Annotated in this window: 12 protein-coding genes and 3 rRNA genes; 4 read left to right on the top strand and 11 right to left on the bottom strand. The window is 61.2% G+C overall.

The annotated features are described in order from the left end of the window. Window positions 1–91: 91 nt before the first annotated feature. The 8 genes from ptsP to ASR47_RS12860 all read right to left on the bottom strand — a co-directional run bounded on the left by ptsP (window position 92) and on the right by ASR47_RS12860 (window position 7,886). On the bottom strand, window positions 92–1,834 hold the full coding sequence (gene ptsP / locus ASR47_RS12895) for a phosphoenolpyruvate--protein phosphotransferase (protein ID WP_065308193.1): 1,743 nt from the start codon (window positions 1,832–1,834) through the stop codon (window positions 92–94). A gap of 44 nt (window positions 1,835–1,878) precedes the next feature. Beyond that, on the bottom strand, window positions 1,879–2,148 hold the full coding sequence (locus ASR47_RS12890) for an HPr family phosphocarrier protein (protein WP_065308192.1): 270 nt from the start codon (window positions 2,146–2,148) through the stop codon (window positions 1,879–1,881). Window positions 2,149–2,214: 66 nt separating this feature from the next. Then, window positions 2,215–2,619, bottom strand: a complete 405-nt coding sequence (locus ASR47_RS12885; protein ID WP_065308191.1) for a PTS sugar transporter subunit IIA — start codon at window positions 2,617–2,619, stop codon at window positions 2,215–2,217. 9 nt (window positions 2,620–2,628) lie between these two features. Beyond that, window positions 2,629–3,591 carry a glutathione synthase gene (gene gshB, locus ASR47_RS12880; RefSeq protein WP_065308190.1) on the bottom strand — a complete coding sequence of 321 codons (963 nt, stop codon included), beginning with the start codon at window positions 3,589–3,591 and terminating at the stop codon, window positions 2,629–2,631. Window positions 3,592–3,689: 98 nt separating this feature from the next. Further along, the gene (gene gshA, locus ASR47_RS12875) at window positions 3,690–4,988 is read right to left on the bottom strand and encodes a glutamate--cysteine ligase (protein ID WP_065308189.1); all 1,299 of its coding nucleotides are present in this window, start codon (window positions 4,986–4,988) and stop codon (window positions 3,690–3,692) included. Window positions 4,989–5,200: 212 nt separating this feature from the next. Next, window positions 5,201–6,757 carry an ammonium transporter gene (locus ASR47_RS12870; RefSeq protein ID WP_065308188.1) on the bottom strand — a complete coding sequence of 519 codons (1,557 nt, stop codon included), beginning with the start codon at window positions 6,755–6,757 and terminating at the stop codon, window positions 5,201–5,203. Between the two features lie 11 nt (window positions 6,758–6,768). Next, the gene (locus tag ASR47_RS12865; RefSeq protein ID WP_065308187.1) at window positions 6,769–7,107 is read right to left on the bottom strand and encodes a P-II family nitrogen regulator; all 339 of its coding nucleotides are present in this window, start codon (window positions 7,105–7,107) and stop codon (window positions 6,769–6,771) included. Between the two features lie 11 nt (window positions 7,108–7,118). Continuing rightward, window positions 7,119–7,886 carry a TorF family putative porin gene (locus tag ASR47_RS12860; RefSeq protein WP_065308186.1) on the bottom strand — a complete coding sequence of 256 codons (768 nt, stop codon included), beginning with the start codon at window positions 7,884–7,886 and terminating at the stop codon, window positions 7,119–7,121. Window positions 7,887–8,153: 267 nt separating this feature from the next. On the opposite strand from ASR47_RS12860, the gene ASR47_RS12855 reads away from it, so the two are divergent. From ASR47_RS12855 to ASR47_RS12840, 4 genes are all read left to right on the top strand, one after another. Further along, window positions 8,154–8,423: an accessory factor UbiK family protein gene (locus ASR47_RS12855; RefSeq protein ID WP_065308185.1), complete on the top strand. Its 270-nt coding sequence runs from the start codon at window positions 8,154–8,156 to the stop codon at window positions 8,421–8,423. 90 nt (window positions 8,424–8,513) lie between these two features. Then, entirely contained in the window at window positions 8,514–10,034 is a 1,521-nt protein-coding gene (locus ASR47_RS12850) for a YifB family Mg chelatase-like AAA ATPase (protein ID WP_065308184.1), read from the top strand. 53 nt (window positions 10,035–10,087) lie between these two features. Continuing rightward, window positions 10,088–10,633 (top strand): hypothetical protein, encoded by a 546-nt coding sequence (locus ASR47_RS12845; RefSeq protein ID WP_065308183.1) that lies wholly within the window; start codon window positions 10,088–10,090, stop codon window positions 10,631–10,633. A 163-nt stretch (window positions 10,634–10,796) separates the two neighbouring features. Next, entirely contained in the window at window positions 10,797–11,141 is a 345-nt protein-coding gene (locus tag ASR47_RS12840; RefSeq protein WP_065308182.1) for a DUF1840 domain-containing protein, read from the top strand. A gap of 64 nt (window positions 11,142–11,205) precedes the next feature. On the opposite strand, the gene rrf (ASR47_RS12835) is transcribed toward ASR47_RS12840, so the two are convergent. The 3 genes from rrf (ASR47_RS12835) to ASR47_RS12825 form a co-directional block, all read right to left on the bottom strand. After that, a 5S ribosomal RNA gene (gene rrf, locus ASR47_RS12835) occupies window positions 11,206–11,318 on the bottom strand. Between the two features lie 338 nt (window positions 11,319–11,656). Further along, window positions 11,657–11,769, bottom strand: a 5S ribosomal RNA gene (gene rrf, locus ASR47_RS12830). Between the two features lie 138 nt (window positions 11,770–11,907). Continuing rightward, window positions 11,908–12,019 (bottom strand): 23S ribosomal RNA (locus ASR47_RS12825); the annotation flags it as partial.

Below are 12,019 nucleotides of genomic sequence, written 5' to 3'. Positions count from 1 at the left end.
ATCGATGCGGAGTCGCGATGAAAGGCTCCGCAGCTTCAGCAGGACGCATCTTGCCGCGCGCAATGCGTCCTGCTGGTGTTGAAACGACAGTTTACATCAGCTGCAGCTGTTCGACCGCCTCGGCGATGACATTTGGCTCCATCGAGCGCATGATTTTGCGCATTTGTGGCGCGATCAGCGCCAGGTCGCTATTGAGGATCTCCTGCTTGACGGCCAAGAGCTGGGCCGGATGCATGGAAAACTCGCGCAGACCCAGGCCCAGCAGCAGGCGCGTGAGCTTGACGTCACCCGCCATCTCGCCGCACACGGCCACGTCGATACCTGCCTTGTGGCCGGCCGCGATCGTCATCGAGATCAGTTGCAGCACGGCCGGATGCAGCGGGTTGTACAGATGCGCCACTTCGTAGTCGACCCGGTCGATCGCCAGCGTGTACTGGATCAGATCATTGGTGCCGATCGACAGGAAATCGAGGCGCTTGACGAACATCGGCAGCGCCAGCGCGGCGGCCGGGATCTCGATCATGGCGCCCACTTCGACGGCGTCGTCGAACTTGACGCCCTCGTCGCGCAGCGCCGCCTTGGCCTGCGCGATCATGGCCAGCGACTGGTCGATCTCGAAGGCGTGCGCCAGCATCGGAATCAGGATGCGCACCTTGCCATAGGCCGAGGCGCGCAAAATGGCGCGCAGCTGGGTCAGGAACAGCTGCGGCTCGGCCAGGCAGTAGCGGATCGCGCGCAGGCCCAGCGCCGGGTTCAGCGCCGTATGGTCAGACTGGTCGAGCGGCTTGTCGGCGCCGATGTCGAGCGTGCGGATGGTGACCACCTTGCCCTTCATCGACATCACGGTCTGGCGGTAGGCCTCGAACTGCTCGTCTTCGGACGGGATTTTGTGGGCGCGGCCCATGAACAGAAATTCGGAGCGGAACAGGCCCACGCCGACGGCGCCGGACTCCAGCGCAAAGGCGCAGTCGTCGGGCAGTTCGATATTGGCCAGCAAGGTCACGGCCGTGCCGCATTTGGTGACGGCCGGGGTTTTCTTGAGTTTGCCCAGTTTCTTGCGCGCGCGCTGCATCGCCACCTGGCGCTCGCGGTACTGTTCCAGCACCAGCGGGCTGGGGTTGGCGATCACCACGCCGGCGTCGCCGTCGATGATCAGCCAGTCATCCTGTTCGATCAGGGTCGAGGCCTGCGACATGCCGACCGCCGCCGGGATATCGAGGCTGCGCGCGACGATGGCCGTGTGCGAGTTCTGGCCGCCGACGTCGGTAATGAAGCCGACAAACGAGCGGTCGCGGAACTGCAGCATGTCGGCCGGCGAGATATCGTGTGCCACGACGATCATCTGCGCCGTGAATTCGTCTTCGGCCGCCGCCTTGGGCAGCAGCTGCTCGGTGCCGAGCAGGACCTTCAATACCCGTTCGGCCACCTGCTGGATGTCGGCCTTGCGCTCGCGCAAATACGGGTCTTCGATTTCGTCGAACTGGGCCGACAATTCATCGATCTGCGTCAGCAGCGCCCATTCGGCGTTGTAGTGGCGCGAGCGGATGATGTCGAGCGGTGCTTCGGAAATCATCGGGTCGGACAGGATCAGCGCATGCACGTCGATAAACGCGCCCAGTTCGGTGGGCGCGTCTTTCGGCAGCTCGTTCCACAGGGTTTGCAATTCCTTGTGGACGGCGGCGATCGCGTTTTGCAGGCGCAGCACTTCGCCTTCGATCTGCTCCTGGGCGACCAGGTAGTGCTTGACGTCAAGGGCGGCCGGCGCCAGCAAATGCGCGCGGCCAATGGCGATGCCGCGCGAGACGGGAATGCCGTGGAGCGTGAAGGAAGCCATGGGGTGACCTGTGGGAAGGCGGCTGCGGCTGCGTTCGGCGGGCATTACTCGCCTTCGCCAAACCTGTCGTTGATCAGGGCGGTCAAGGCCTCGACACACGCCGCCTCATCGGCGCCGTCCGCTTCCAGGGTCACTTTCGCGCCCTTGCCGGCGGCCAGCATCATCACGCCCATGATGGACTTGGCGTTGATGCGGCGCGCGTTGCGGGTCAGCCAGACGTCGCTCTTGTAGCGGGCGGCCATCTGGGTAAATTTGGCCGAGGCGCGTGCATGCAGGCCCAGCTTGTTGATGATTTCGAGTTCTTTTTGAATCATTTTTGTCTAGTCTCTATCCCTGAAAAAAAACTTGCGCCGCCTTCAGGGCGGCGGCCATGTGCTGCTTTATTCGCCCACGCGAATGCGGTTGTCGACGCGCACGGCGCCGCTTTGCGCACCGGCCAGCGCCATTTCGACCACCACATCGAGTGTATCGCGGCGATACGTGATGGCGCGCAGCAGCATCGGCAGGCTGATGCCGGCGATCACTTCCACGCGGCCCGCATCGGCCAGCTTGTTGCAGCAGTTCGACGGCGTGCCGCCTTTCACATCGGTAATCACCAGCACGCCGGAGCCGTCGTCAAGGCGGCAGATGGCGGCCGAAGCGAGCTTCTGCACCTCGGCCAGGTCCTGGTCGGCCAGCACGTCGATCGCTTCAAAACGCTCGGTCGGTCCGCGAAACACGTGCGCGCAGGCGGCAATGAATGCCTGGCCCAGCGGCGCGTGTGTCATGAGCAAAATCCCTACCATATGGTGTCCTTATGCCGTGTGCGCAGGCGACTGCGCCACGCCCTGCTCGACCGCATCGATGAACATGGCGGCCACGTCAAAACCGGTCTGCTGCGCAATTTCCTGGAAGCAGGTCGGGCTGGTGACGTTCACTTCCGTCAGGTAGTCGCCGATCACATCCAATCCTACCAGCATCAGGCCACGCGCGGCCAGGATGGGGCCGAGCTTTTCGGCGATTTCCAGGTCGCGCGCTGTCAATGGCTGGGCCACGCCCTTGCCGCCGGCGGCCAGGTTGCCGCGCACTTCGCCGCCTTGCGGGATGCGCGCCAGGCAATACGGCACCGGTTTGCCGCCGATCACCAGGATGCGCTTGTCACCCTTGTCGATGTCGGCGATAAAGCGCTGGGCCATGATGGTCTGCGCGCCGTTCCCGGTCAGCGTTTCGATGATGGCGCCCAAATTCAGCGCGTCGGCCTTGACGCGGAAGATGCCGGTGCCGCCCATGCCGTCGAGCGGCTTGAAGATCACGTCCTGGTGCTTGGCGTGGAAGGCGCGCAGGCGCGCTTCGTTCGAGGTGACCAGGGTCGGCGAGGTCAATTCCGAAAACTGGGCAATGGCCAGCTTTTCATTGTTGTCGCGGATCGCCGACGGCTTGTTGAACACGCGCGCGCCCTGCTTTTCGGCCAGCTCCAGCAAATAGGTGCCGTACACATATTCCATGTCGAACGGCGGGTCCTTGCGCTCGATGATGGCGTCAAACACGGACAGGCGCACTTCCTCGGTCGAGACGACCTTGTACCAGTCGTGCTCGTCGCCGGTCAGGGTGATCTGTTGCACCTGTGCCGTGACGATGCCTTCTTCCAGCGCCATGTTCTTCTGCTCGAAAGCGTAGATGGCGTGGCCGCGGCGGGCCGCTTCGCGCATCATGGCGAAAGTGGAATCTTTGTAGGTCTTGAAGCCTGCCAGCGGGTCGGCAAGGAATGCGATTTTCATGAGGCGGTCCAGTCGGAATGCGGGAAGAAGAAGGCTTGATTCTAGCCGAGAACGCCAGGCGGGGTCTTGCCCCGCCTGGCCGGCCACGCGTCAGCACATCAATATACTTCGGGGTTGGGGTCCGTGCGTTCCATTTCCAGCGACGCGGCCAGCAAGGCCAGGCGCGCCACCACGCCATACACATAGAAACGGTTCGGCGCGGCCGTGCCCGGCTTGGCCTTCAGGTCCGGCACCGCATGCTGCTGGGCGAACGCCAGCGGCACATATTGCGAGCCGGGCGCGTTCAGGTTCTGGTCCACGCCTTTTTCAGCGTGCACGCGGTAGAAGCCGCCCACCACATAGCGGTCAATCATGTAGACCACCGGCTCGGCCACCGCATCCTTGATGCTTTCAAAGGTCGGCACGCCTTCCTGGATGATAACGTCGGTTACCAGCTGGCCATCCTTGACGATGGACATTTTTTCACGCTGCTTGCGCGACAGGTCGCGCACTTCGCTGGCGTCGCGCACCGTCATGATGCCGGTGCCGTACGTTCCCGCATCGGGCTTGACGATCACGAACGGCTTTTCCTTGATGCCGTATTCCTTGTACTTCTTGCGGATCTTGGCCAGCAGCACATCGACGCTGGCGGCCAGCGCATCTTCGCCCTCGCCTTCCTGGAAGTTCACGCCGCTGCACTTGGCGTGAAAGGGGTTGAGCATCCAGGGATCGACGTCGATCATCTTGCCGAATTTTTTCACCACTTCATCGTAGGCCGTGTAGTGGTTGCTCTTGCGGCGCAAGGCCCAGCCCGCATGCAAGGGCGGCAGCAGGCTCTGCTCATGGATGTTTTGCAGGATGTCGGGGATGCCGTCGGACAAATCGTTGTTCAGCAAGATCGTGCACGGATCGAAATCCTTCAGGCCCAGGCGGCGGCCATTGTTCAGGCGCACCAGCGGCTCGATCACCAGCATATTGCCGTCCGGCAGGGCCAGCGGCGTGGGCTGGGTAATCTCGGGCGACCAGGAACCGAAGCGCACATGCAGCCCCGTCTGGCGGAAGATCTGCATCAGGCGCGCCACGTTCTGCAGGTACTGCGGCGTGGTGTTGTGCAATTCCGGCACGATCAGGAGATTGCGGGCGTCCGGGCAATATTTGTCGATCGCGGCCATCGCGGCCTGCACCGACAGCGGCAGCATTTCGGTGGCCAGGTTGTGAAAGCCGCCAGGGAACAGATTGGTGTCGACCGGGGCCAGCTTGTAGCCGGCATTGCGCAAGTCAACCGAGCAATAGAAAGGCGGCGTGTGCTCTTGCCATTCCATGCGAAACCAGCGCTCGATGGCGGGCGTGGCGGCGAGAATCTTTTTTTCGAGGTCGAGCAGCGGTCCGGTCAGGGCCGTGACGAGATGGGGAACCATAGTTACATCCTTAAATTATGTGCAATATTCAAAAAAGCACACAGAACTGCCGACTATATTACCGTGTCAGTAGCCCAAATCGGGGCAAAAGCCTTGTTTTAAAGGCCTCATCCCTGCCGCAAACGAAAAAAAGGCGCCTCGATGAGGCGCCTTCCTGGCAAAACAGCGCTGATACGGCGCGCCGGGGCGCGGCCGTATCAGAAAATCAACGATCAACCGTGGTAAGCCTGCTCGCCATGGCTGGTGATGTCCAGGCCTTCGCGCTCTTCTTCTTCCGGTACGCGCAGGCCGATGACGATGTCGACCAGTTTGTAGGCGATCACGGAAACGATGGCCGACCAGATGATGGTGGTGCCAACGGCCTGGATTTGCACCCACACCTGATGGCCAATCGAATACGGATCGGTCGAGATCTTGTTGGTGACGTAATCCATGATGCCCTGGCCGCCCAGCTGTGGCGCAGCAAACACGCCGGTCAGGATGGCGCCCAGAATGCCGCCGACGCCATGCACGCCGAACACGTCGAGCGAATCGTCGGCGCCGATCAGGCGTTTCAGGCCCGTCACGCCCCACAGGCAGACGATACCGGCCAGGAGGCCGATCACCAGGCCACCCATCGGGCCGACAAAACCGGCCGCCGGGGTGATCGCCACCAGGCCGGCAACCGCGCCGGAAGCGCCGCCCAGCATCGATGGCTTGCCTTTGGTAATCCATTCACCGAAGACCCACGACAACGTTGCGGCAGCGGTGGCCAGCATGGTGTTGACGAAAGCCAGGGCAGCCAAGTCGCCCGCTTCCATCGAGGAGCCGGCGTTGAAACCGAACCAGCCCACCCACAGCAAGGACGCACCGATCATGGTCATCGTCAGCGAGTGTGGTGCCATCGATTCACGGCCGTAACCGACACGTTTGCCGATCATGATGGCGCCCACCAGGCCAGCGACGGCGGCGTTGATGTGCACCACGGTGCCGCCGGCAAAGTCCAGCGCGCCTTTCTGGTAGATCCAGCCGGCCTTGGCGGCTTCGACCGCGACCGATGCGGCATCGGTGATCATGTCAGGACCGGTCCAGAACCACACCATGTGGGCCGCTGGCAGGTAGGCGAACGTGAACCACAACACCACGAAAGCGAGCACGGCCGAGAACTTGGCGCGTTCGGCAAACGCGCCGACGATCAGCGTGCAGGTAATCGCGGCAAACGTGCCCTGGAAGGCGACGAACACGAATTCAGGAATCACCACGCCCTTGGTAAAGGTGGCGGCGACGGCGAAGGTGCCGGTGGCCGGATCCCAGATGCCGTTCAGGAAGGAACGCGCAAAGGTGCCGAAGAACGCATTGCCTTCGGTAAAGGCCAGCGAATAGCCATACACGCACCACAGCACGACCACCAGCGCGAACACCACGAATACCTGCATCAGGATCGACAGCATGTTCTTGGAACGCACGAGGCCGCCGTAAAACAGGGCCAGGCCGGGTATCGTCATCAGGATCACCAGCAGCGTGCAGATCATCATGAAGCCGGTGTCGCCCTTGTTGGGCACAGGTGCGGCGGCGGGCGCGGCAGCGGGGGCAGGTGCGGCCGCTGCGGTAGCGGCAGGCGCGGCGGGAGGCACGGCCAAGGGCGCCACTTCCGGCGTGGCCACAACGGCGGTGGTGGCGGCGGCCACCGGTTCGGTTTTTGCAGGTGCATCGGCAAAGCTTGGCGCCGAAACGCCAAGGGCAAACAGACAGGCTACCCCAGCCAGCAATTTTGTTATATTTTTACGCATCAATATTCCCCTTAGAGCGCTTCGTTGCCGGTTTCGCCGGTGCGGATGCGGATGACTTGTTCCAGTGTGGTCACGAAAATCTTGCCATCGCCGATTTTACCGGTACGCGCGGCACCTTCGATCGCTTCGATGGCCTGGTCGACGATGGCATCGTCGACGGCGGCTTCGATTTTGGTTTTTGGCAGGAAATCGACCACGTACTCGGCGCCACGGTACAGTTCCGTGTGGCCTTTCTGGCGGCCAAAGCCCTTCACTTCCGTGACGGTAATGCCTTGCACATTAATAGCCGACAAGGCTTCGCGCACTTCGTCCAGCTTGAAGGGCTTGATGATCGCGGTAATCATTTTCATGGCTATCTCACTTAGAAAGTTTTGGAAACAGACAATACCAGGCCGGTTTTGGCCAGGTTTTTGCCGTTTGGCGCGAAAGAATCGATATTTGCCTTGACCGCCGCCAGCGATACCGTGGCCACGCCGTAGTCCTTGGTCACGCCGATCTTGAAATCGTTGTAGCTGAGCGAATTGTTATGCTCGACCTTCTGGCGGCCGGCATGCAGGTTCAGCATGTAGCCGTCATGGACTTCCACATTTGCGCCTACGTCGAGGTAGCCGCTGTTCTTGCTGTCCGCCACGCCGAACAGATTGGTGGTCGAGTGGGAATACTTGATGTAGGCCGGACCAAAACCGAGCTGGCCATACAGCTCGAAGGTATTGGCATTCGTGCTCAGGCCGTTCGAAGGGTAAAAGTAATACAGGCCGCCCACGTCGTAGCTCACGCCACTGGTAATTTCGCCACGCTTGCCGCCATAGACATCCCATTCCAGATCCGTGTCGCCACCGCCGTCCTTGATCCATTTGATGCTCGACAGCCAGGTGCCCAGGTACAAGCCGGTCGGATTGTGCGTGTAGTCGGCGCCACCGCTGATGGCCGGCTTCAGGCGTGATTGTGAAATACCGCGATAGCGGTAATCGCTGGAAAGGGCCACGTTGTACGCCACCACGTTGTCCGGCACTGCCTCGGCCGCGGCTGGCGCGGCAGCCGCTTCCTGGGCCATGGCGGTGCCACACATGGCGGACATGGCAAATGCCAGCGCAGCTGCTACAGTCATGTTCTTGGACAGATTCTTCATGGCGATTCCCTTTTATTGAACTTTTAAAGCGGTTGAGGTTTAAAATCTGGTCTGGCGATCACAAAGCGTTCATCTACTCTTTAGCAGAATGCGTGCCAGCTACCGTGCCACCTTGACAGCTGCATTTCCGTCCATACATAGCCTGCAAACCACGGGCAATGCGCAGGCCCGCTGCTGAACCACAATGAACTGCCCGTTTTCGCACCACATTAAGGCTGACGTGCACCGCAATGGTGCGATGCACATGCCGCACCATAAGGACATACCATGGACATGAATACTTTCTTTAACGATTTGCAAGGCAAGATCCACCAGGCCATCGAAAACTCGCCAGCCAAGGATATCGAGAAGAATGTGAAGTCGATGATGACCCAGGGCTTCGCCCGCCTGGACCTGGTCACGCGCGAGGAATTCGACATCCAGGCCCAGGTGCTGGCCAAGACGCGCGCCAAGCTCGACGCGCTGGAGCTGCGCGTGATCGAACTGGAAGCGCGGCTGAACGACAGCAAGACCGTCAATGTCGGCAAGGCCCTGTAAGACAACACGGTAGTACTGGCGAAAATCAAGCACCAGGCCAGAGCTCCAGCTAGACTGGTCCTGCCCGCGCCCGCGGAGCAGGGAGATGCCATGAGCCTGGCAGTATTGAAAAGTCGCGCCCTGGCGGGCATGGAGGCACCCGAGGTCAATGTCGAGGTGCATCTGGCCAATGGCCTGCCCTCGTTTACCATCGTCGGCTTGCCCGATACAGAGGTCAAGGAGTCACGCGACCGGGTGCGCGCCGCGCTGCAAAATTGCGGCTTCGACATGCCGGCGCGGCGCATCACGGCCAATCTGGCGCCAGCCGACCTGCCGAAAGAATCGGGGCGCTTCGACCTGCCGATCGCGCTGGGCATCCTGGCCGCCTCGGGCCAGCTTCCCGCTGAACAACTGCACGACTATGAATTTGCCGGCGAGCTGTCGCTGTCGGGGCAGTTGCGTCCCATCCGTGGCGCACTGGCCATGACGTTCGCCATGCAACGCGGCAAAACCGGTCCGCCGCGTGCCTTCATTTTGCCGCACGCCAATGCCGACGAGGCAGCGCTGGTGGCCAACGCCAGCATCTATCCTGCGCACAGCCTGCTCGAAGTGTGTGCCCATTTTGCCGCGCGCGACCAGCGCACCGCCTTGCAGCGGCACCGGCCCGCCTTGCTGGCGCCCGACTTTGCCTATCCGGACTTTGCAGATGTGCAAGGACAGCACCATGCGCGGCGGGCGCTGGAAGTGGCGGCCGCCGGCGGTCACAGCGTATTGATGGTGGGCCCGCCCGGCGCCGGCAAGACCATGCTGGCCAGCCGCTTCCCCGGCATCCTGCCATTGATGAGCGATGAAGAAGCGCTGGAAGCGGCGGCCGTGCATTCGCTGTGCGGCAGCTTCAAGGTGGAAAACTGGAAACGCCGGCCATACCGGGCGCCGCACCAGACGGCTTCCGGCGTGGCCCTGGTCGGTGGCGGCAATCTGCCGCGGCCCGGTGAAATTTCCCTCGCCCACTGTGGCGTACTGTTTCTTGACGAAATCGCCGAATTCGACCGGCGGGTACTGGACGTGCTGCGCCAGCCGATGGAGTCGGGCGTGATCAGTATCTCGCGCGCGGCGCGCCAGGCCGAGTTTCCGGCACGCTTTCAATTGATCGCCGCCATGAATCCCTGCCCTTGCGGCTATCTGGGCCATGCGTCGGGACGCTGCCGCTGCACCCCGGACGCCGTGCTGCGCTACCATGGCCGCCTCTCCGGTCCCCTGCTCGACCGCATCGACTTGCAGATTGAAGTGCCGGCCATGGCGCCAGCCCTGCTGGGGACAAAGATGGTTGCCGGCGCCAGCACGGCCGCAATCGCCGAGCGCGTGGCGGCCGCATTTGCCCTGCAGCTGGCGCGCCAGGGCAAAGCCAACCACCTGCTGGCAAATAACGAAATCGCGCAGCATTGCCGGCTCGATACAGCTGGCGAACAACTGCTGCACGGCGCCATGCTGCGCCTGCACTGGTCCGCCCGCACTTATCACCGCGTCCTGCGCGTGGCGCGCAGCATCGCCGACCTGGCTGGCAACACCGCGATTAGCCAGGCGCATGTGGCCGAAGCGATTCAATACCGGCGCGTCCTGCGTGTGGCATAAAACGGTGCGCGTGCGCGATTGCGTGCGGCGCACAGCGCTGCTACCATCGCCTGATGAAAAAAACATCATTCGCCGCCATCGCCAGCGTGCTGGCCACCGCCGCCGTCCTTGGCGCCTGCAGCCCGGCATTCGACTGGCGCGAGTACCACAGCCCCGACGCCCACTTTACGGCCCTGTTTCCCGGCAAGCCGGCCGTGCTGACGCGCGACATCGACCTCGACGGCACCAAGGTCAGCCTGACCATGACGGCCAGCGAAGTCGACGGCAACACCTTCGCCATCGGCAGCGCCGAACTGGCCAGTGCGCAGCAGGCGCAAGCGGCCTTGCCGGCCATGAAACAGGCTTTGCTCAACAATATCAAGGGTACGGTGCGCAGCGAGAAGTCGGCCAGCGCCGCCAGCAGCGACGCCGCCGGTAGCCACCAGAAGAGCAGCCTGGCCATCGAGGCGACCGGTACCCGGAACGGCCAGCCGGCCTTGCTGGTGGGCCGCTTCGTGGCGCAGGATCGCCGCATTTTCCAGATCGTCGTCCTGGGCCAGGAAAACAAGCTGTCGCGCGAGCACATCGACACCTTCATGGACTCGGCCAAAATCGACTAAGGACGAGACCGCTGCTTAATTGCGGCTTAAAGACGGCGCAGGCACTCTTGCAATTGGGTGAAACGTCCAACACATGCGGCTGTCAGGGCTTGCAGACTTCCTGTGGAGAAATCCAAGTCGTGATATCGTTTGACCACTAATAACAAGACTCAGAAAGCCTATCATGTTGATCTCATTCAAATCCAAATCCTCCCCTGCCGTCCTGATGTACCAAGAACATGCCCAACGCATCCTCGACATCCTGCACAAGAGCCCGACGCGCGGCGTGATCACGCCCGCCGAAGCTGGCCACGCGCTGGAACTGCTGGAAAAAGAAGTCGCCGAGACCAGGCTGCATCCGGAAAACGACATCGAGCACGATGTGCATACCCCGGAAACCCTGGAAGACGGCGAGACAGGCGAACACGCACGCGCACAAAAAGTCCATTTCTCGCAACGCGCCTTCCCGCTGATGGAAATGCTGCGCTCGGCCAAGGCCGAAAACGAAAGCATTATCTGGGGCGTGTAAGCCAGATGAACCGGACGGACGAAAAAAAACCCCGCTAGCAGAGCGGGGTTTTTTTGTATAACAAGCCTGACGATAACCTACTTTCACACTGGTTGCAGCACTATCATCGGCGCAGAGTTGTTTCACGGTCCTGTTCGGGATGGGAAGGGGTGGTACCAACTTGCTATGGTCATCAGGCATAACTTTTTCAACCACCTGCTCCCAACGGGGCAGCAAGTCGTCTGATCTGAGGAGACGAATTGTACAGTAATTTTCTATTGCAGTGGTAGCTCTTTGTACCCCAAACCCTTGAACAGCCGGCGTCAGTCCTTCAATGCCGCAAACGCAGACAAATCGTAGGTCGGATTAGGCGGGGCCGCCGAGGCCGCAGGCCGTAATCCGACAACATTGTTGGCGAGGCCGGTGGTGTTGTCGGCTTACGCGCATGCGCGCCAAGCCGACCTACGCCCTTTTCGCCAGACGAAAAAAAACCCCATCAATTTCTTGACGGGGTTTTCTTCTACTGCGAATAACAAGCCTGACGATAACCTACTTTCACACTGGTTGCAGCACTATCATCGGCGCAAAGTTGTTTCACGGTCCTGTTCGGGATGGGAAGGGGTGGGACCAACTTGCTATGGTCATCAGGCATAACTTGTACCGGCGTTTGTCCTCGCTTGAGCGACAAAGCCTGAATCTGGAAGCAGCAAAGATTGGGGTAATGACTGGTAGTATCAACACACACGCAACGTTGTACCGTCTTATCCTCTGTACCTGCTAAGGTTATAGGGACAAGCCGTACGGGCAATTAGTACTGGTTAGCTTAATGCATTACTGCACTTCCACACCCAGCCTATCAACGTCCTGGTCTCGAACGACCCTTCAAAGAGCTCAAGGCT

It is taken from the genome of Janthinobacterium psychrotolerans (genome assembly GCF_001677885.1).
Taxonomy (GTDB): domain Bacteria; phylum Pseudomonadota; class Gammaproteobacteria; order Burkholderiales; family Burkholderiaceae_D; genus Janthinobacterium; species Janthinobacterium psychrotolerans.
The sequence above is the reverse complement of the archived record's forward strand: the minus strand, read 5'-3'. Positions and strand labels throughout refer to the sequence as shown.